General features: G+C 58.3%; 25 protein-coding genes. 14 read left to right on the top strand and 11 right to left on the bottom strand.

Annotation, left to right across the window (positions count from 1 at the left end; translation table 11 throughout):
- Positions 1–139 precede the first annotated feature (139 nt).
- The 6 genes from ACSFE6_RS19810 (at position 140) to ACSFE6_RS19785 (ending at position 5,538) form a co-directional block, all read left to right on the top strand.
- Entirely contained in the window at positions 140–1,633 is a 1,494-nt protein-coding gene (locus tag ACSFE6_RS19810; RefSeq protein ID WP_435429167.1) for an acetyl-CoA hydrolase/transferase family protein, read from the top strand.
- 319 nt (positions 1,634–1,952) lie between these two features.
- On the top strand, positions 1,953–2,168 hold the full coding sequence (locus ACSFE6_RS19805) for a DUF1127 domain-containing protein (RefSeq protein WP_093228016.1): 216 nt from the start codon (positions 1,953–1,955) through the stop codon (positions 2,166–2,168).
- Positions 2,169–2,491: 323 nt separating this feature from the next.
- Positions 2,492–2,809, top strand: coding sequence for a DUF2388 domain-containing protein (locus tag ACSFE6_RS19800; RefSeq protein WP_175387095.1), 318 nt, complete (start codon positions 2,492–2,494; stop codon positions 2,807–2,809).
- Between the two features lie 107 nt (positions 2,810–2,916).
- Entirely contained in the window at positions 2,917–3,234 is a 318-nt protein-coding gene (locus tag ACSFE6_RS19795; protein ID WP_435429166.1) for a DUF2388 domain-containing protein, read from the top strand.
- 28 nt (positions 3,235–3,262) lie between these two features.
- The gene (locus ACSFE6_RS19790) at positions 3,263–3,583 is read left to right on the top strand and encodes a DUF2388 domain-containing protein (RefSeq protein WP_435429165.1); all 321 of its coding nucleotides are present in this window, start codon (positions 3,263–3,265) and stop codon (positions 3,581–3,583) included.
- Complete coding sequence (locus ACSFE6_RS19785; RefSeq protein WP_435429164.1) at positions 3,580–5,538, top strand: DUF7844 domain-containing protein; 1,959 nt, start codon at positions 3,580–3,582, stop codon at positions 5,536–5,538. Before ACSFE6_RS19790 ends, ACSFE6_RS19785 begins: the two co-directional genes overlap by 4 nt.
- Before the next feature lie 59 nt (positions 5,539–5,597).
- Here the strand turns inward: ACSFE6_RS19785 and ACSFE6_RS19780 are convergent, their stop codons facing one another.
- The 3 genes from ACSFE6_RS19780 to trpB all read right to left on the bottom strand — a co-directional run bounded on the left by ACSFE6_RS19780 (position 5,598) and on the right by trpB (position 8,195).
- Entirely contained in the window at positions 5,598–6,041 is a 444-nt protein-coding gene (locus tag ACSFE6_RS19780) for an anti-virulence regulator CigR family protein (protein ID WP_435429163.1), read from the bottom strand.
- 121 nt (positions 6,042–6,162) lie between these two features.
- Positions 6,163–6,975 (bottom strand): tryptophan synthase subunit alpha, encoded by an 813-nt coding sequence (gene trpA / locus ACSFE6_RS19775; protein ID WP_435429162.1) that lies wholly within the window; start codon positions 6,973–6,975, stop codon positions 6,163–6,165.
- Positions 6,975–8,195 carry a tryptophan synthase subunit beta gene (gene trpB / locus ACSFE6_RS19770; RefSeq protein ID WP_435429161.1) on the bottom strand — a complete coding sequence of 407 codons (1,221 nt, stop codon included), beginning with the start codon at positions 8,193–8,195 and terminating at the stop codon, positions 6,975–6,977. Before trpB ends, trpA begins: the two co-directional genes overlap by 1 nt.
- Before the next feature lie 111 nt (positions 8,196–8,306).
- Between trpB and ACSFE6_RS19765 the strand changes: the two genes are divergently transcribed.
- Positions 8,307–9,200, top strand: coding sequence for a LysR family transcriptional regulator (locus ACSFE6_RS19765; RefSeq protein WP_435429160.1), 894 nt, complete (start codon positions 8,307–8,309; stop codon positions 9,198–9,200).
- On the opposite strand, the gene ACSFE6_RS19760 is transcribed toward ACSFE6_RS19765, so the two are convergent.
- Positions 9,197–9,523, bottom strand: a complete 327-nt coding sequence (locus ACSFE6_RS19760; RefSeq protein ID WP_435429159.1) for a DUF883 family protein — start codon at positions 9,521–9,523, stop codon at positions 9,197–9,199. The genes ACSFE6_RS19765 and ACSFE6_RS19760 overlap by 4 nt on opposite strands.
- Positions 9,524–9,679: 156 nt before the next feature.
- Here ACSFE6_RS19760 and ACSFE6_RS19755 point away from each other — a divergent pair, with 156 nt between their 5' ends.
- Positions 9,680–9,895 carry a dodecin gene (locus ACSFE6_RS19755; protein WP_090327193.1) on the top strand — a complete coding sequence of 72 codons (216 nt, stop codon included), beginning with the start codon at positions 9,680–9,682 and terminating at the stop codon, positions 9,893–9,895.
- A gap of 123 nt (positions 9,896–10,018) precedes the next feature.
- Positions 10,019–10,240, top strand: coding sequence for a DUF1161 domain-containing protein (locus tag ACSFE6_RS19750; RefSeq protein WP_435429158.1), 222 nt, complete (start codon positions 10,019–10,021; stop codon positions 10,238–10,240).
- A gap of 78 nt (positions 10,241–10,318) precedes the next feature.
- Here ACSFE6_RS19750 and ACSFE6_RS19745 read toward each other — a convergent pair whose 3' ends face one another.
- Complete coding sequence (locus ACSFE6_RS19745; protein ID WP_435429157.1) at positions 10,319–11,320, bottom strand: LLM class flavin-dependent oxidoreductase; 1,002 nt, start codon at positions 11,318–11,320, stop codon at positions 10,319–10,321.
- Positions 11,321–11,561: 241 nt separating this feature from the next.
- On the opposite strand from ACSFE6_RS19745, the gene ACSFE6_RS19740 reads away from it, so the two are divergent.
- Positions 11,562–11,993, top strand: a complete 432-nt coding sequence (locus tag ACSFE6_RS19740; RefSeq protein ID WP_435429156.1) for an OsmC family protein — start codon at positions 11,562–11,564, stop codon at positions 11,991–11,993.
- Positions 11,994–12,178: 185 nt separating this feature from the next.
- Positions 12,179–12,412, top strand: a complete 234-nt coding sequence (locus ACSFE6_RS19735) for a DUF1161 domain-containing protein (RefSeq protein ID WP_095194445.1) — start codon at positions 12,179–12,181, stop codon at positions 12,410–12,412.
- 5 nt (positions 12,413–12,417) lie between these two features.
- Here ACSFE6_RS19735 and ACSFE6_RS19730 read toward each other — a convergent pair whose 3' ends face one another.
- Positions 12,418–12,840 (bottom strand): hypothetical protein, encoded by a 423-nt coding sequence (locus ACSFE6_RS19730; protein ID WP_435429155.1) that lies wholly within the window; start codon positions 12,838–12,840, stop codon positions 12,418–12,420.
- Between the two features lie 40 nt (positions 12,841–12,880).
- Complete coding sequence (locus ACSFE6_RS19725; RefSeq protein WP_435429154.1) at positions 12,881–13,303, bottom strand: hypothetical protein; 423 nt, start codon at positions 13,301–13,303, stop codon at positions 12,881–12,883.
- A 59-nt stretch (positions 13,304–13,362) separates the two neighbouring features.
- On the opposite strand from ACSFE6_RS19725, the gene ACSFE6_RS19720 reads away from it, so the two are divergent.
- Complete coding sequence (locus tag ACSFE6_RS19720) at positions 13,363–14,454, top strand: aminopeptidase (RefSeq protein WP_435429153.1); 1,092 nt, start codon at positions 13,363–13,365, stop codon at positions 14,452–14,454.
- Between the two features lie 108 nt (positions 14,455–14,562).
- Here ACSFE6_RS19720 and ACSFE6_RS19715 read toward each other — a convergent pair whose 3' ends face one another.
- Positions 14,563–15,213: an HAD family hydrolase gene (locus ACSFE6_RS19715; protein ID WP_435429152.1), complete on the bottom strand. Its 651-nt coding sequence runs from the start codon at positions 15,211–15,213 to the stop codon at positions 14,563–14,565.
- A 29-nt stretch (positions 15,214–15,242) separates the two neighbouring features.
- The gene (locus ACSFE6_RS19710) at positions 15,243–15,788 is read right to left on the bottom strand and encodes a gamma carbonic anhydrase family protein (protein ID WP_435429151.1); all 546 of its coding nucleotides are present in this window, start codon (positions 15,786–15,788) and stop codon (positions 15,243–15,245) included.
- Between the two features lie 89 nt (positions 15,789–15,877).
- Between ACSFE6_RS19710 and prlC the strand changes: the two genes are divergently transcribed.
- Positions 15,878–17,929, top strand: coding sequence for an oligopeptidase A (gene prlC / locus ACSFE6_RS19705; protein ID WP_435429150.1), 2,052 nt, complete (start codon positions 15,878–15,880; stop codon positions 17,927–17,929).
- Entirely contained in the window at positions 17,926–18,213 is a 288-nt protein-coding gene (locus ACSFE6_RS19700; RefSeq protein ID WP_435429149.1) for a YheV family putative zinc ribbon protein, read from the top strand. Before prlC ends, ACSFE6_RS19700 begins: the two co-directional genes overlap by 4 nt.
- Positions 18,214–18,256: 43 nt before the next feature.
- Here the strand turns inward: ACSFE6_RS19700 and ACSFE6_RS19695 are convergent, their stop codons facing one another.
- The gene (locus ACSFE6_RS19695) at positions 18,257–18,898 is read right to left on the bottom strand and encodes a phosphatase domain-containing protein (RefSeq protein WP_435429148.1); all 642 of its coding nucleotides are present in this window, start codon (positions 18,896–18,898) and stop codon (positions 18,257–18,259) included.
- A 197-nt stretch (positions 18,899–19,095) separates the two neighbouring features.
- Positions 19,096–19,398 carry a hypothetical protein gene (locus ACSFE6_RS19690; RefSeq protein ID WP_435429147.1) on the bottom strand — a complete coding sequence of 101 codons (303 nt, stop codon included), beginning with the start codon at positions 19,396–19,398 and terminating at the stop codon, positions 19,096–19,098.
- Positions 19,399–19,508: the final 110 nt, after the last annotated feature.

Raw genomic sequence — 19,508 nt, 5'->3', positions numbered from 1 at the left:
TTTGTTACGGATCCGGTAACGGTGTTTTGCTTGAAAAGCCCGGAATAGACGGCTCTTTTGCGACCTTGGTAGCGGGACAGGGGCCAGGGAAATTCAATAGACTGCGCATCCAGCTACCCGCTTTCCGAGATAACAATCCATGTACCGTGACCGAATTCGCCTGCCTTCGTTGTTGGATAAAGTGATGAGCGCCGCCGAGGCTGCCGCCCTGATCGAGGACGGCATGACCGTTGGCATGAGCGGCTTTACCCGTGCCGGCGAAGCCAAGGCCGTCCCCCACGCACTGGCCGAACGGGCCAAGGTCACGCCGCTGAAGATCAGCCTGATGACCGGCGCCAGCCTGGGCAACGACCTCGACAAACAGCTCACCGAAGCCGGTGCACTGTCACGACGCATGCCGTTCCAAGTCGACAGCACCCTGCGCAAGGCGATCAATGCCGGGGACGTAATGTTTATCGACCAGCATCTCTCGGAGACCGTCGAGCAACTGCGTAACCAGCAACTGAAGCTGCCGGACATCGCGGTCATCGAAGCCGTGGCCATCACCGAGCAAGGCCACATCGTGCCAACCACCTCCGTGGGCAACTCGGCCAGCTTCGCGATTTTTGCCAAACACGTGATCGTCGAGATCAACCTGGCGCACAACCCGAACCTGGAAGGCCTGCACGACATCTATATTCCGACCTATCGCCCGACCCGCACACCAATTCCACTGGTCAAGGTCGATGATCGTATCGGCAGCACCGCCATTCCGATTCCACCGGAAAAGATCGTCGCGATCGTGGTCACCCAACAACCAGACTCGCCATCCACCGTTCTGCCGCCAGACGCAGAGACCCAGGCCATCGCCGACCACCTGATCAGCTTCTTCAAGCAAGAAGTCGACGCAGGGCGCATGACCAATAAACTCGGCCCGTTGCAGGCCGGTATAGGAACCATCGCCAACTCAGTGATGTGCGGCCTGATTGACTCGCCATTCGAAGACCTGACGATGTACTCCGAAGTACTTCAGGACTCGACCTTCGACCTGATCGACGCCGGCAAGCTGATCTTTGCCTCCGGCAGCTCAATCACCCTCTCCAGCCGTCGCAACGCCGATGTGTTCGGCAACCTGGAGCGATACAAGGACAAACTGGTGCTGCGTCCGCAGGAGATCTCCAACCACCCGGAAGTGGTGCGTCGCCTCGGTATCATCGGCATCAACACAGCGCTCGAATTCGACATCTATGGCAACGTCAACTCCACCCACGTCTGCGGCACACGGATGATGAATGGTATTGGCGGTTCCGGTGACTTCGCGCGCAACGCGCATCTGGCGATATTCGTGACCAAGTCGATCGCCAAGGGTGGAGCGATTTCCAGCGTGGTGCCAATGGTCAGCCACGTTGACCACACCGAGCATGACGTCGACATTCTTGTCACCGAGGTGGGCCTGGCGGACTTGCGCGGCCTGGCACCCCGGGAGCGCGCCCGCGTCATCATCGACAACTGCGTGCACCCGGACTATCGCCAGGCCCTGAATGATTACTTCACGGCCGCTTGTGCCCTTGGCGGACACACCCCCCACATCCTGCGCGATGCCCTGAGTTGGCACATGAACCTGGAAGAAACCGGGCAAATGCTCGCCGTGTAAGGACCACAGATAGCAGCTGACGCAAACACAGTTTCGTCAGCTTGCTGTTGTTACACTCAGAACCTGAAAAAACTGTACTGCTGTACTGGTCATTTCCCGCCCTAAATCCCCTTCCCCGAACCACAAATGTCAAAAAACGCACCAACACAGTGCAGACAGGTACAGTTGCCTCAATTTAGACCAGTACACCCCCTATAAACAGTTAACTGAGCTCTCACAATACAAATGAACTGTGTCTACAGAGGCTAGGCAAACAAGAGGATCATGGGCACCAGTTAAACCACTACCTAATCCCGCCACAAGCGGAAGGATGAAAACCATGGAACGTACACTCAGTTCCGAACTGTTCTTCGAAGACACTGCTGCAAAAACCCAGGCTTCCCTGCCTCTGCGCGTTATCGCCAACCTGATGCTGTGGCAGCGCCGCATCTCCAGCCGCCATCAACTGGCTCGTCTGGATTCGCGTCTGCTGGCTGATGCCGGGATTAGCGAAGCACAACGCTTCGAAGAGCTGAGCAAGCCGTTCTGGCGCTAAGTCAGCGTCGCTGGCCCTGACCTGAAGGTCCACTGCCAGCAACCCGAATTGAACAAACAAAGCCCGCCGTGAGAAATCACGGCGGGCTTTGTCGTTTCAGGTGCGGAAAAGGCATAACAAGTACAGCTATAACGATACGTAAAAACAACCAATACAGTTTGCCGAATAGACTAAGCTTGGCTGGGTGCTGACAGGAACAGATTGTCGAGGAGTCACCCACAGGCCTACTATCCATTCAGAACTTGGCGAACGCGGAGTGTCTAACACTGGACTCTCCCTATGCTGCGTCACTTTTCATCCGATTGATCCAAAGGAGTTACACCATGTCCCGTCTTCGTTTGCTCAGCGCTGCAGCCCTGATTGCCGTGGCTGCCAATGCCCACGCCACTAGCTTCATCGTGACCACCGATGCCGTTGTCGGTGCACTCAAAGCCACCTCCGATGCGACCTCCGATGTCACTTCATCCTTTAAGGATGACAAGATCGTGCTCGCTGCCCGTGACGACGCCGCCAGCTTCGTCGCCAGCGAAGGCAACATCCGCGGCGTAAAACTGGAAAGTGCACTCGACCATATCCGTCATCAGGCACCACAGCTGAACGCAAGCGACGCGCAATTGGCCCAAGCGATTCTGGCGATCTAAGCGATTGTCTGACCCGGGGCACGCCCACCGTGTCCCCAATGTATCGGCGCTGGCTCTAGACCGGGCATTGCGCTAGCCTTGGGACTCGCCTTCAACCGTCGAGTCTCATGCGTTTTCTTTCGCGACTGTTCATCACTTCAGCCTTTCTTGCGGCCAACCATCCGGGTTCGGCCTATGCCTTCGACGCGTTTAACCTGTCGACCCAAGGCACCGTCGCCAGCGGATATGCCACAAGCTTGGTGACCTCCGCCCCCTTCGACCATAAACTGCTGCTCGCCGCCCGGGATGACGCCGCGACGTTCATCGCCAGTGACGGCCAACTGAGAGGCGCCCAGCTGGAGTCTGCCCTGCGTTATCTGCGCCAGACCCAGCCAAAACTTCATGCCAGCGACCTTGAACTGGCACAGGCAATTCTCGTCCAATAGTTATCCATAGTTTCTCCGGAGTCGTTCCATGCGTAGCCCGCTGATTGCCGCCACCCTTGGCCTGCTGTTGTTGGCCGATATGGCCCAGGCACATACCCTGGTAGCCACCAGTAACATGCTCATTCGTGCCACCCAGCGCACATTGGATTTCACTTCTGACACCACCACGTCGATCCGGGATTCGAAACTCGTGCGCGAAGCACACGATGACGCCGCCAGTTTCGTCGCGACCAATGGCGACATTCGTGGCGCGCACCTCGAAGCAGCTTTCGACCTGTTACGCACCCGCGTACCTGAAGCCCGCGATGCCAGTGATCAAGCCCTCGCCGAAGCCATCCTCGCACTGTGAAACTTCCCGCAACCTGGTTGCTGGCCGGAGCGCTGCTGTTTGGCAGCAGCGCTCACGCCGGCCTTGAACTGCACCTCAAGACTGATGGCCTGAGCCCCGCACAACAGCAGGCGAGTCAGGCGCTGCTCGACGAAGCCATGCAGGCGCTACCGCCACGCTTCATCGAGCAACTGGATCGGCGCATCGACGTTGGCTGGACCGATGACATGCCAAGCAACGCCTATGGCCAGGCTTCGCTGGTGTCCGAACTCGATCTGAATCGCAAGTTGCTAGCCAGTCTCACGGACGGCAGCGCTGCAACCAAGAAAACCTACCGCCCCCATGGCACCGTGCGCCGGGAAATGCTCGCTACGGTGCTGCACGAACTGACCCACATTTATGATCGCTCACGCCTGTGGCCGCAGGCGGAGCGCACGCTGATCCAACGTTGCACCCGACAGGACAGCAGCTCAGGCCTGGTCGGTATTCCAGACCAATGCCGCGGTCAGTCCGGTCGGCGCTTTACCCTCAGCGATGATCCGCGCTTGCTCGACCTCGCTGGCTGGCCGCAATACGTGGGTCGTCGCGGCGAACGCGAACAGTACAACCGCCAGGTCGCTCGCAGCCCGGACATCTACGAGACGAGCAGCCCCAAAGAGTTCGTCGCGGTCAACATGGAGTACTTCCTCCTCGATCCGGGTTACGCCTGCCGTCGCCCTGCGCTGTACCGCTATTACAAGGAGCACTTCGGCTGGGCCCCCGCCACCAAAGAAGCTTGCGGCAAAACCTTCGCGTTTCTCAATGCCGGCAATGACTTTGCCAAAACACCCCTGGGCCAGGTCGATCCGGAACGGGTGTATGCCGTCGACTATCTGCTGGCCGAGGCCAACCAGAACTGGGTCAGCCGTTGGGGCCACAGCATGTTGCGGCTGGTGATCTGCGCGCCGGGCCGACCACGTGGGCCGGATTGTCGGCTGGACCTGGACCAGCACCTGGTGTTGTCCTACCGCGCCTTCGTTGGCGATGTGCAGCTGTCGAGCTGGGACGGGCTGGTGGGTAAGTACCCGTCACGCCTGTTTGTCCTGCCATTGGCCCAGGTCATTGATGAGTACACCAAAACCGAATTGCGCAGCCTGGCTTCCGTGCCGCTGAATCTGTCGCGCAGCGAGATTGAAGAGGTGGTGGAACATGCCGCCGAGATGCACTGGAGTTACGACGGAAACTACTTCTTCCTCTCCAACAACTGCGCCGTAGAAGGCCTGAAACTGCTGCGCAGCGGCACCAATAATTCGAAGTTGGTCGGACTGGACAGCATCATGCCCAACGGGCTGCTCGAAGTGCTCAAGGGTCGCGGTCTGGCGGACACCAGCGTACTGGACGACCCTCGCGAGGCACTGCGCCTGGGTTATCGCTTCGACTCCTTCCGCGATCGTTATCAAGCCATGTTTGACGTGCTGAAAAAACACCTGCCGATCAAACAGGAAAAGGTCGAGGACTGGCTGTCATTGAAAGCCGAGCAACGCCGCCAGTGGTTTGCACAGGCAGACTTGCGCACCAGCGCGGCACTGCTTCTGCTGGAGCAGGCCAGTTTCCGCCAGCAGTTGCTGCTGGCCCAGGATGAAGTAAAGCAACGCTATCTGGGTGCCCGGGAACTGAAAAACGGCGGCATGGACAAGGCCAATAAGACCTTGCAGGAGATTCTGGCCAACAGCGGCTTCCTCAGCCGCCCGGCGGAACTGCTCGGCAGCGGCGGCTATGGGTTGCCGCAACCCAATGAATGGCAACGCCTGGAATCGGAAAGCAGTCTGCGCCAGAAACAACTGCAAGCACTGAGCGGTGATCTGGACAAGGAAGTCAGAGCGCTGCTCGAACCGGAACGTGCAGCGGAAATGGCGGCCAACGAGGCCAATGTGAAGCAGATTGGTGAGCATCTGCGCACACTGCATAAGGCGTCGGGTGGGTTGGAGTTGCCTTGAAGTTGCAACCAGTGGGAGCGAGCAAGCTCGCTCCCACTGCAGCTCACAAGTAGCACCTCTCAGTACAGAACACCCTCCAGCACCTCATATACAATCCCGCTCCCCACCGCGATCAGCACAACATCGCTGCCCGCCCGACGCCATTCATAACCGGGGTAGTACGGCAGTCGCCCCAATGCGCGGTTATCCAGTCGTTCACCGTAGTAACCATGCGGCAAAGGCCGGCCCCGGACCAGATGAATACCCGGCGGTGGCGGAGCGCCGCGCACGAAATAGTCGCGATGATCGTGAATGGTCTGGCGCACCGGACCGAAGTCCCTTGGCGGAGGTCCGCCACGACGGTTGTCCTGCCCGCCACGATGATCATCGCCGTGATTGTCGTAATGGCCCTGCGGGCCGCCGTGGTCGTGATCGTCACGTTGATCGGCGCTGGCGTGCAGCAATGGGGTCGCACTAAGCATCAGCACACCCAGGCTGGCAATCAGACGTTTCGGCATTTTCATTGGGGCTTTCCTCACAACACACACAGCAAAAAGGGCTTCAGAACGCAGTCCTGAAGCCCTCGGTCTTGCTGGTTAGTCTGTGCAGGAAGACGCTAATTCCTCTGTATCAGGAACTTTACCTTTAGCTGACGCGGGCTTTACGCACGCCGTCAGCCAGTGCCGAGCAAAGGCTCAGGACACCATCGATTGCCTGCTCTGGCGTCGAGGCTTCGGCGATGTGATCGATCAGTGCAGACCCCACCACCACACCGTCCGCCAGCCGCGCGATAGACGCCGCTTGCTCTGGTGTACGGATGCCGAAACCGATGCTGATCGGCAGATCGGTGTGGCGACGAAGGCGAGCGACGGCCTCTTCAACGTGCTCCAGTGTCGCCGCGCCCGCACCGGTCACACCGGCAACGGACACGTAGTACACAAAGCCGGAGCTGCCATTGAGCACCGTTGGCAGGCGCACATCGTCGGTGGTCGGCGTGGTCAGGCGGATGAAGTCCAGACCGGCAGCCTGGGCCGGATCGCACAGTTCGCCGTTATGCTCGGGCGGCATGTCGACCACGATCAGGCCATCGACGCCGGACTCTTTTGCCTCAGCGATAAAGCGTGGCACGCCGTATTTGTGAATCGGGTTGAAGTACCCCATCAGTACCAGCGGCGTTTCGTTGTTGTCCTTGCGGAACTCACGAACCATTTCCAGGGTTTTCGCCAGGTTCTGTTTGGCAGCCAGCGCGCGGATGTTGGCGAGCTGGATCGCCGGGCCATCGGCCATCGGATCGGTAAAGGGCATGCCCAACTCGATCACGTCGGCGCCCGCTGCAGGCAACCCCTTGAGAATCGCCAGGGACGTGTCGTACCCCGGGTCGCCGGCGGTCACAAAGGTCACCAGGGCGGCGCGGTTTTGTTCCTTGAGTTCGGCAAAACGCGTTTGCAGGCGGCTCATCAGTGTTTCTCCTGCGAAGATTGTTCCATGTGGTGCATCACGGTTTGCATGTCTTTGTCGCCACGGCCGGACAGGTTGACCACCATCAGGTGATCCTTCGGCAGCTTCGGTGCGCGTTTGAACACTTCAGCCAGGGCGTGGGCGCTTTCCAGTGCAGGAATGATCCCTTCCAGGCGGCAGCATTGGTGGAACGCGGCGAGCGCTTCATCGTCAGTCACCGAGGTGTACTGAACGCGACCGATGTCATGCAACCAGGCGTGCTCCGGCCCGATGCCCGGATAATCGAGGCCAGCGGAAATGGAGTGGGCGTCGATGATCTGGCCATCGTCGTCCTGCAACAGGAAGGTGCGGTTGCCGTGCAGCACACCCGGTACGCCGCCGTTCAGGCTGGCCGCGTGCTTGCCGGTTTCGATGCCGTAGCCGGCTGCCTCAACGCCGATGATTTCGACGCTCTTGTCGTCGAGGAACGGGTGGAACAGGCCCATGGCGTTGGAACCGCCACCGATGCACGCCACCAGGCTGTCCGGCAAACGACCTTCCTGGGCTTGCAGCTGGTCGCGGGTTTCCTTGCCGATGACGGCCTGGAAGTCTCGGACCATTGCTGGATACGGATGCGGGCCGGCCACGGTGCCGATCAGGTAGAAGGTGTTGTCGACGTTGGTCACCCAGTCACGCAGGGCTTCGTTCATCGCATCCTTCAGGGTGCCGGTGCCGGCGACCACCGGGATCACTTCAGCGCCCAGCAGCTTCATGCGGAACACGTTGGCCTGCTGGCGCTCGATGTCGGTGGTGCCCATGTAGATCACGCACTGCAGACCGAAACGCGCAGCCACGGTGGCGGTCGCCACACCGTGCATGCCGGCGCCGGTCTCGGCGATGATGCGTTTCTTGCCCATGCGCCGCGCCAGCAGGATCTGGCCGATGCAGTTGTTGATCTTGTGCGCGCCGGTGTGGTTCAGCTCTTCACGCTTGAGATAAATCTTCGCGCCGCCGCAGAACTCGGTCAGACGCTCAGCGAAATAGAGTGGGCTCGGGCGACCGACGTAGTCGCGCTGGAAGTAAGCCAGTTCTTCCTTGAATGCGGGATCTTCCTTGGCCGCTTCGTATTCGCGGGCCAGATCGAGGATCAGCGGCATCAGGGTTTCAGCGACGTAACGGCCGCCGAACGCGCCAAACAGGCCGTTGGCGTCAGGGCCGTTGCGCAGATTAGTCTGGGTCATTTGGCGCTCCAGTTGAATGCGTGAAGAGAGAGTGGCTTCACTCTACCCCTGACACTCGCCTCTGAAAACCGATAAGATTGCCACAACCTGTCAGGAAAACTCACAGATACCATGAGCCACGACCTGCCCCCCTTGAACGCCTTGCGCGCCTTCGAAGCCACGGCCCGCCTGAACAGTGTCAGTCAAGCTGCCGAGCAGCTGCACGTCACTCACGGTGCGGTCAGTCGGCAACTGAAGGTACTTGAAGAACACCTCGGCGTGAGCCTGTTCACCAAGGAAGGTCGCGGCCTGAAACTCACAGATGCCGGCATGCGTTTGCGCGATGCCAGCGCCGAAGCTTTCGAGCGTCTGCGTACGGTATGCGGTGAACTCACCCAGAGCACGATCGATGCGCCTTTTGTCCTGGGTTGTTCGGGAAGCCTGCTGGCGCGCTGGTTTATCCCGCGTTTGGGACGGCTGAATGCCGACCTGCCAGACCTTCGCCTGCATCTGTCGGCTGGTGAAGGCGATCTCGACCCCCGCCGCCCGGGCTTGGATGCCTTGCTGGTGTTTGCCGAGCCTCCCTGGCCGGCGGATATGCAGGTGTTCGAGCTCGCCAGCGAACGGATCGGCCCAGTGATGAGCCCGCGGTTCGTCGGCTACGACAAATTGAAAACCGCGCCGGCCACCGCCCTGCTCAACGAACCGGTGCTGCACACCACTTCGCGACCGCAAGCCTGGCCAAGTTGGGCGCAACAAAGTGGCCTCGACGCCAAAGCGTTGAAGTACGGTCAGGGTTTCGAACATTTGTACTATTTACTGGAAGCGGCCGTGGCCGGGCTGGGTGTAGCGATTGCCCCCGAGCCGCTGGTGGCGGAGGACTTGAAGGCCGGTCGCCTGGTAGCGCCGTGGGGATTCAGCGAAACGCCGGCGCAACTGGCGCTGTGGCTGCCAAAGCGCGCCGCCGACGGGCGCGCCCGGCAACTGGCGCAATGGCTTAAAAACGAGCTGATCCAGACGGATTAGTCACCGCGCTTGAACAACAGGTAGGCCGCCAACAGGCCCAATGCACCGACGGCAACACCGGCTGTCGTCCAAGGGTGCTCCTGAGCGTAGTCCCGGGTGGCGATCCCCGTTTCCCTGGTTTTCACCTTGACCTCCTCATAGGCATCGGCGAGCAGATGGCGCGAATGTCTCAGCGCGTTCTCGGCGTTGCCCTTGAGCACCTTGAGGGTTTTACGCGACTCGTCCGAGGCGTCGTCCTTCAGGTTCTCCAGGGATTTGAGCAGACTCTCGATCTCCGCTTCCATGCTTTGCAATGCGGCTTTGCGTAACGCGCTGTTGGCCATGGTGGCTCTCCTGCATTGTTGATGAGTGGCGTGTGTTGGTTCGGACTTCAGGGACTGGAGAAAGTGCAGTAAATGTGAACTTCCGTGGCGAACGACCGACAGAAGTAAGACAGAAAATCACTGCTAGGCTGTATTTCACACCCAGAGGAGAACGCCATGTCTGACCATCACACCTACAAGAAAGTCGAACTGGTTGGCTCGTCCACCAGCAGCATTGAAGACGCGATCAACAACGCACTGGCCGAGGCCAGCAAAAGTCTCAAATACATGGAATGGTTTGAAGTGACCGAAACCCGCGGGCACATTAAGGATGGCAAGGCTGCACACTTTCAGGTAACGCTCAAGGTCGGATTCCGGATTGCCAGCAGCTGACGTTGGTCTAGCCTTCTATGCATGCGCGCTGGCCGAATGCCATAGGACATGGCAAGGCGCTACAGCAATAAACCCGGCCAATGGCTGGGTGCTCCCCTTTGATCCGACTCGAGAATGCGACTGATGAAGAAGTTTATTTTGGCGGTAGGTTTGTTGAGTCTGGCGAATATGGCCTTTGCTGACGGCAAATCCTGCGAAGAGCTGAAAGCCGAGATCGCAGCAAAGCTCGATGCCAAGGGCGTTTCCGGTTATTCGCTGGAAATTGTCGATAAAGGCGGCGCATCTGGCGGAAAAGTCGTCGGAACTTGCGAGATGGGCACCAAGGAAATCGTCTACAAGCGTTAATTGAGCCGGCTCCTACTGGACATCGCGTAACAAAAAAAACCGACGCATGACGTCGGTTTTTTTCGTACAGAACGAATGTCAGCCTTTCATGACCTGCGCCAGCAGCTCGTAGGAGTGCAGACGATCGGCATGTTCATACAGATCGCAGGTAAAAATCAGTTCATCGGCCTGAGTTTGTTCGATCAATACGTCCAGTTTCGCGCGAATTTTCTGCGGGCTGCCGATCATTGCCAAGCCCAGGAAGTCCATCACCGCCTCTCTCTCGTGGGGCAGCCACAAGCCATCCATGGTTTTCACCGGTGGGCGCTGTACCAGGCTCTGACCGCGCATCAACGCGAGTATGCGCTGGAACACCGAGGTCGCCAGGTAGTCGGCCTGCTCATCGGTGTCGGCAGCCACCAATGGCACTCCGAGCATCACGTAGGGTTTGTCCAACACCGCTGAAGGCTTGAAGTGATTGCGATAAACGCGAATCGCCTCGTGCATGTAGCGCGGTGCGAAATGTGAGGCGAAGGCGTAAGGCAAACCGCGTTCACCCGCCAGTTGTGCACTGAACAGGCTCGAACCCAACAGCCAGATCGGCACATTCGTACCCGTGCCAGGCATCGCGATGACGCGTTGGTCAGGTGTACGCGGGCCGAGGTAACGCACCAGTTCCGCCACATCGTCCGGGAAATCGTCTGCACTGCCAGAACGTTCGCGGCGCAAGGCACGGGCAGTCATCTGATCGGAACCGGGCGCACGACCGAGCCCCAGATCGATACGTCCCGGATACAGGTTTTCAAGGGTGCCGAACTGTTCGGCAATCACCAGTGGTGCATGGTTGGGCAGCATCACGCCACCCGATCCCACGCGAATGGTCGACGTGCCACCCGCCAGGTAACCCAGCAACACCGAGGTCGCGGAACTGGCAATGCCGTCCATGTTGTGGTGTTCGGCAACCCAGAACCGGTTGTAGCCGAATTTCTCGACGTGCTGCGCCAGGTCCAGGGAATTGCGCAGTGACTGGGCCGCGCTGCCGTTTTCCCGCACGGGCACCAGATCGAGGGTCGAGAACTTGATATCGGACAGTCGTTTCATAAACCTGCTTCTCCAATTGAGGGCGCAGGTTTTTTCTTGCGAACGAAAACCTGCCGAATCCAAATGTGTGTTTCATGCAATGAGGGCATATACCCGAGTTTCAATAGCCAGGGGAAAATTTCCTACTAATTAAGTAGGTCAATCGGATCAAGTGAACTTTGCGTCACGGTCTATCCTCAGAAACTTGTAACTGACCATCACACGGGCGCCACATTTCGCGCCGGGTTCCGAGGAGACAGGTATGGCTATCACCAAGAAAGCATCGGCCCATTGGGAAGGTGATCTGAAAAACGGTATCGGCTCGATTTCCACGGAAACCGGCGTACTCCGGGAGGCACCCTACGGGTTCAAGGCACGTTTCGAAGGCGGCAAAGGCACCAATCCGGAAGAGCTGATCGGCGCAGCCCATGCGGGCTGTTTTTCCATGGCCTTCTCCATGATTCTCGGCGAGGCCGGCCTCAAGGCCGACAGCATCGATACAACTGCGGAAGTCACCCTGGACCAAGTGGATGGCGGATTTTCAATTACAGCGGTGAAACTGGTCCTCAAAGCGAAAATCCCGGGATCCAGCCAAGCGCAATTCGAGGAGTTGAGCAACAAGGCCAAGGAAGGCTGCCCGGTCTCCAGGGTGCTTAATGCAAAAATCAGTCTAGAGGCGACTTTGGTCAGTTAAGCGTTGAAATGAAAGGATCGCAGCCTTCGGCAGCTCCTACACGGGATCGACATTCAACGTAGGAGCTGCCGGAGGCTGCGATCTTTTTTGCCTTGAAACAAAACAAGGCTCATAAAACTGTGGTCGAATAAATGACAGCAGTCAAAACGCAGAATCCTGCGGGCTGCCTCAAAGGAGCCTCAACCATGAAACGCTTTGCCTTGACGGTCATCTGCTGCGCACTGGCCACTTCGGCCCTGGCGGCGCCTAAACCCTGTGAAGAACTCAAGGCCGAAATCGAAGCCAAGATCCAGGCTCGCGGTGTGACGTCCTACACCCTGGAGATCGTGACCAATGACGAAGTGCACGATCAGAATATGGTCGTGGGTTCGTGTGAAAACGGCACTAAAAAAATCATCTACCAGAAGAACGACCGCTGACAGCCCTACATCAAACAGTTGGCTTGGCTATCTTCGGCGACGATTTCACGTTTGGCGTTATACAGGCGGGCTTCGGGGGTGAATGCAATTGAGCGGGCTTGTAGCACATATCGCTGACCGGCCTCGAAGTGATCGTACTTGATGATCAGATAACACAGCCGTTCCTTCCCTCCGCCGAACATGTCCGGGCCTCCGCCGCCGGGCACTTCAAAATCGAAGCGAACGGTCAGTTCGTGGCGACCGGGAGTCACCTCGAAATAGCGCCCATCGCGCAACCGCTGATTGTCCAGTCGCTCGGCCATCAGCAACTTATCGTTGGGGAATGGCGTAGAGAAGTCGACCCACGCCATTTGCGGGTTGGCCGTTGGCATCGGAGTGGAACAACCGGCAACGGCGCTTGCAGCGAGCAATAGCATCAATCTGCGCATGATGAATGTCCTGAATACCGGGTATTCAGAATAGCGCCGATCAGGTCCGTTGACAGCCCGCCGGCGTGCCTTGTCCAATCACTTTTCGCTGCTGATCGTAAAGCTTGGCCCACGGCCGAAACCCGATATTCCCCGCTTGCAACTCATAACGCTCCCCAGCGTTAAAGCCGTTGAATTTCACATTCATCTGGCAATCACGCCACAGCGGCTCGGCGCCGGGTCCGATATTGGTAGGCTGCACGGGAAACTGGTAGCGCACCGTCAGTTCATGACTACCGGGCTGCACTTGGAAATAGCGCTTATCAGTCGCAGCCTGGTTATCCACCTCCAGCGCCTGCAGGGCGGTGTCTTCCTGATGCGATTCCAGTTCGATCCACGCTTGCGTCGGATCATGGTGAGGTAATCCGAAACCAGCACAACCAGCCAGCATCAGCAGGCTTCCCGTCAGCATCAATTTGCGCATAGCCGAGCTCCAGTCAAGCGGGATAGTCTTGCGAGCAGACTCTCCAGGGATTTTTTATTTTGATCAGGCCGCGTCCAAGCCTTGGGTTACTTGATCGCGTTTTGCGCATTTTGTTTCCGGGTGTGTTGTTTTTGTTGCTCAACGGTTGTTCCAGCGTCAGCTACTACAGCCAACTGGCCAGTGGCCAATGGCAGTTGTTGCGTGCACGGGAACCCGTTTCCAGTGTGATTGCCGACCCCCACCGCGACCAGAAACTGCGCATGCACCTGGCCCAATCCCAGAGGGCCCGGACCTTCGCCAGCGAACAACTGCATCTGCCGGACAATAAGAGTTACCGGTTGTACGCAGACATTGGCCGTCCCTACGTCGTCTGGAACGTATTTGTCACGCCGGAATTTTCCCTGAAGCCACAAAACCACTGCTTCCCTATCGCCGGCTGCGTGGCCTATCGCGGCTACTACAGCCAGAGTGCGGCGCGTGGTGAAGCGGCGCTGCAACGCCTGCAGGGCATGGATGTGACGATCGGTGGCGTCGAAGCCTATTCGACCCTGGGCTGGTTCAACGATCCGATCATGAGTTCGATGATGAACTGGGGCGACGAGCGCCTGGCCACGCTGATATTCCACGAACTGGCGCATCAGCGCATTTATGTGAAGGACGACACTGAGTTCAACGAATCCTTCGCCACCTTCGTCGAGCAGGAAGGTACCCGCCAATGGCGTGCCTACCGTAGCTTGCCGCCAGACAACGGCGATCAGACGAAGCGGCGGGATCAGTTCACCCAGCTGGTCCTGGATACGCGTTCCCGCCTTGAACAACTGTACACACAACCGTTGCCAACCGAACAAATGCGTCAGCGCAAAGCTGCGGAATTCGAGCGCCTTCGTGGCAAGTATCGACAGTTGCGCGATAGCCAATGGGCAGGAGATAAGCGTTACGACGCGTGGGTCAATGCGCCGATGAACAATGCGCGGTTGCTGCCGTTTGGTTTGTACGACCAGTGGGTGCCGGCGTTTGCGGCGTTGTTCAGGCAGACCGGTGGGGATTGGGTGGCGTTTTATGCGGAAGTCGAAAGATTGGGTGCATTACCGGCTGAACAGCGCAAAGCGGCATTGAACACCTTGGCACAGTCCCAAAGCTCCAGTGTCTGAACTGGCCTCTTCGCGGGCAAGCCCGCTCCCACAGATGAGATGTCGTTCACAGCGCTCAAATACGCCGCAAAACCTGTGGGAGCGGGCTTGCCCGCGATGGCGATCTCATTAACCCCGCAAAAACGCCTGGTGCATCTCATCCAGCGTTTCAAAATGGTAGGCCGGCGCTTCGGCGCTCAACTCTTCCCGACTGCCAAACCCATAACCCACCGCTGCCGCGTCCAGTCCATTGCAGCGTGCACCGATCAGGTCGTGCTTGCGATCGCCGATCATCAGGGTGTCGGCGGGATCCAGGCCCTCTTCGGCAATCAAGTGGGCTATCAGCTCGACTTTGTTGGTACGGGTGCCGTCCAGTTCGCTGCCGTAGATCACTTTAAAGTGCTTGGCGAAGTCGAAATGCCGGGCAATCTCCCGGGCGAAAACCCACGGTTTGGAAGTCGCGATGTACAGCTGGCGCCCTTGCCCGCCCAAGGTTTCCAACAGTGGCGTGACGCCGTCGAACACGCGGTTTTCGTACAGCCCGGTGACCTTGAAGCGCTCGCGGTAGAAGTTCACGGCCTCCCAGGCCTTGGCCTCGTCGAAGTCATAGAACTGCATGAACGCCTGTAACAACGGCGGGCCGATGAAATGTTCGAGTTTGCTCAGGTCGGGCTCATCGATGCCCAGTTTGCTCAAGGCAAACTGGATCGAACGGGTGATGCCTTCGCGCGGGTCGGTCAGGGTGCCATCGAGGTCGAACAAAATGGTTTGGTAATGCATGGTGATTCCAGGGCAATTGAAGAGAAGGCTCAGATCTGGTCGTAACCTTCGGCCAGGTGCAGGTCCTTGAGCTTCACGTAGTTCGCCGCACTGTAAGTGAAAAAGGCGCGCTCCTTGTCATTCAGCGGCCGGACTTGCTTCACCGGACTGCCAACATACAGGAACCCGCTTTCCAGCTGCTTGCCCGGTGGCACCAAACTGCCGGCACCGATGATCACATCATCGGCGACCACCGCACCGTCCATGACGATGCTGCCCATGCCGATTAAAACCCGACTACCGACAGCGCACCCATGAAGCATGACCTTGTGGGCGATGGTCACATCATCGCCGATCAGCAACGGGAAGCCGTCCGGATTGAACGGCCCGGCGTGGGTGATGTGCAGCACGCAGCCGTCTTGCACACTGGTGCGCGCACCGATGCGGATGCGGTGCATGTCGCCGCGGATCACCGTCAATGGCCATACAGAACTGTCTTCGCCGATTTCGACGTCGCCGATCACCACCGCCGAGCTGTCGACAAAAGCGCCTTTGCCGAGCGACGGCGTATGGTTCTGGTACTTGCGAAGATTCACGATAGGGTTTCTCTCTGTCGCTGATAGCTGCGGTGAACGTCGATTGTAATTAAGATGGCTGCATGTTTCTTCCAGCCAAGGTGTCAACCGTGAGCGTGAACAACCCTCTTTTGCAGTCCTACGACCTGCCGCCGTTCTCCGCGATCCGTGCCGAACATGTGCAACCGGCCATTGAACAGATCCTGGCTGACAACCGCGCCGCCATTATCGAGATCCTCAAGACCCAAGGCAAACAACCGACCTGGGCCGGCCTGGTGCTGGCGATGGACGAACTCAATGATCGCCTGGGCGCCGCCTGGAGTCCGGTCAGCCACTTGAATGCCGTGTGCAACAGCGCCGAACTGCGTGAAGCCTACGAGTCCTGCCTGCCCGCCTTGAGCGCTTACTCCACCGAGTTGGGCCAGAATCGTGAACTGTTTCAGGCCTATGAAGCCCTGGCCAGCAGCCCGGAAGCCGCCGGCTTCGACGTGGCGCAAAAAACGATTCTTGAACACGCCCTGCGTGATTTCCGTTTGTCGGGTATCGACTTGCCGGAAGCCGATCAGAAGCGTTACGCCGAAGTGCAGAGCAAACTGTCCGAGCTGGGTAGCCGTTTCTCCAACCAGTTGCTCGATGCCACCCAGGCCTGGACCAAACACATCACCGACGAAGCCACCCTCGCCGGCCTGACCGATTCGGCCAAAGCGCAAATGGCCGCGGCCGCCCAGGCCAAAGACCTCGAAGGCTGGCTGATCACCCTGGAATTCCCGAGCTACTACGCGGTGATGACCTACGCCCAGGATCGTACCCTGCGCGAAGAAGTCTACGCCGCCTACTGCACCCGAGCGTCGGATCAGGGTCCGAATGCCGGTCAGAACGATAACGGCCCGGTCATGGAAGAAATCCTCGACCTGCGCCAGGAGCTGGCCAAGCTCCTGGGCTTCACCAGTTTTTCGGAGTTGAGCCTGGCGACCAAAATGGCCGAATCCAGCGACCAGGTACTGAGCTTTCTGCGCGACCTGGCCAAGCGCAGCAAACCTTTCGCCGCTCAGGACCTGCAACAGCTCAAGGCTTATGCCGCCGAACAAGGTTGCCCGGACCTGCAGAGCTGGGACAGCGGTTTCTATGGCGAAAAACTCCGCGAGCAGCGTTACAGCGTTGCCCAGGAAGCCCTGCGTGCTTACTTCCCGATCGATAAAGTACTGAGCGGTCTGTTTGCCATTGTGCAACGTCTGTACGGCATCGAGATCACCGAGCAGAAAGGCTTCGACACCTGGCACCCGGATGTTCGCCTGTTTGAAATCAAAGAAAACGGCCAGCACGTCGGCCGCTTCTTCTTCGACCTGTATGCTCGCGCCAACAAGCGCGGCGGCGCCTGGATGGACGGTGCCCGTGACCGTCGTCGCAACGCCGAGGGTGTGCTGCAAAGCCCGGTGGCCAACCTGGTGTGCAACTTCACCCCAGCCGACAGCGGCAAACCTGCACTGCTGACTCATGACGAAGTCACGACTCTGTTCCATGAGTTCGGCCATGGCCTGCACCACCTGCTGACCCGCGTCGAACACGCCGGCGTCTCCGGCATCAACGGCGTGGCCTGGGATGCGGTCGAGCTGCCAAGCCAGTTCATGGAGAACTGGTGCTGGGAACCGGAAGGCCTGGCATTGATTTCCGGTCATTACGAAAGCGGCGAACCACTGCCTCAGGACCTGCTGGAAAAAATGCTCGCGGCTAAGAACTTCCAGTCTGGCCTGATGATGGTGCGCCAGCTGGAATTCTCGCTGTTCGACTTCGAGCTCCACGCCACCCACGGCGACGGCCGCAGCGTGCTGCAAGTGCTTGAAGGTGTGCGCGACGAGGTTTCGGTGATGCGTCCGCCAGCCTACAACCGCTTCCCGAATAGCTTCGCCCATATCTTCGCTGGCGGTTATGCCGCGGGTTACTACAGCTACAAGTGGGCAGAAGTACTGTCGGCAGATGCCTTTTCGAAGTTCGAAGAGGAAGGTGTGCTGAACGCCGAAACCGGTCGCGCATTTCGTGAAGCGATCCTGGCGCGCGGCGGTTCGCAGGAGCCGATGGTGCTGTTCGTCGATTTCCGTGGCCGCGAGCCATCAATTGACGCACTGTTGCGCCACAGCGGCCTGAGTGAGGACGCGGCAGCATGAGTGAGGGTCCCGTGATTACCAAACGACGCTTTATCGCCGGTGCGGTTTGCCCGGCCTGCAGCGAGCCCGACAAGCTGATGATGTGGAACGAAGACAGCGTGCCACATCGCGAATGCGTGGCCTGCGGTTATTCCGACACGTTGAATGAACAAGGGTTGTCCGTGCCCAAGGAATTGGGCACGCGGGTCAATACCCCCGTCGTGAAACCCGCGGATACCAAAGTTCAAGCCGTGCAGTTTTTTCCGAATCCGAAACTGAAGAAAAAGACTGACGAGCAGCACTGAGTCGCAAAACGCCCTTCCTCTGCGCAATGCAGCGGAAGGGCCGCTACTGGATATGTGCCGACTGCAACCAGCTCTTCATCGAGCACGCCGCGAACGGGCTCGTACTGCAATCGCCATTGGCCAACGCTGTGCGAAGCTTGTCGACATCCGCCTTCATCATGTAGCGAACGCCGTCCTTGAAGTGGGTGCTGTCACCAAAACCACCCTCGGTCATTTCTCTTAACGCATCTTCCTTGCTCCAACCCTGCACCACCACGCGGTACATGGCCGCCATCAGGCCGGTGCGGTCAGAGCCGTGCTTGCAGTGCATCAATACCGGACCTTTGGCTTCAGCTTCCTGAATGGCGCGCAGGGCCTTGAGCACATCGGCGTCATCGACATGGTTGGTGCGGTAGGGCAGTTGCACTTGCGCGATATCCGGTGCGCTCAACCAGCGTGAATCCGGTTCAGGCAGAAACGTGATCACCGTCGCAACCTTGAGTTTTTCCAGCAAGGGCACCGCTCCGCTGTCCGGCAGCGCGCTGCGGTAGAGCGTGGGTGACATCTGAAAGAGGTTGTATTGCACTTCCACCGGTTGCGCCCATTCCGCCGGGCGAGGCAAGGTGGCGTCGTCAGCAAGGACGAGATTGAAAACCGCGGACAGCGATAACAGCAACGTCGCAATTGAAAGACGTGGTAATGACATACCTGGACGACCATTCGGAAAGTTTGAATGAGCGTAGTGTCGTTGTCTGCTGGTTAAGGACCCGTGAGGTCCCTGTCAAAGAATTGTGAATCGAAGGCTTCAGATCAAAAAACAAGAAACGGCACACTATTAAAGTGCCGCTTCATGCTTCGGATCACACACATTCGCCCGTTTGAAGAGCCGGACGCATTCCCGGCTCAGGGATTGATGATCTTCGAATAAGCTTTCGCCAACCCCACCAGTACGACCTTGTCCTGCATATCGATGTCACCATCACCGTCAACGTCAGTGGGGGTTTTTATCGTAAAGGTGACACCACCATCATTCGACACCGCCTCGCGAAAGGTCGAGTCGAGCAAGGAACAAGTGACGCCACCGATTGCCGGGTCGTAACCTTCTTCCTTAAACGCAAACTGCATGGAAACCCGAACTTCCTTTGGATTCAGAATAGTAGGGCGTAATAACTGTAGAAACACACCGCGCTGATTGTAATTCGACATTATTTAAATCCTTTTAATAATGAGCACACGACCAATCCGTGTGTTGAAGATGGTACTGATGAAATAACAGAACACTACGGGTCATATGTTTCCCGCCATGACATGAGTGT

The organism is Pseudomonas baetica, assembly GCF_051216495.1.
Classification (GTDB): Bacteria; Pseudomonadota; Gammaproteobacteria; order Pseudomonadales; family Pseudomonadaceae; genus Aquipseudomonas; species Aquipseudomonas baetica_B.
This window is presented reverse-complemented; position numbering and strand designations above follow the sequence as displayed.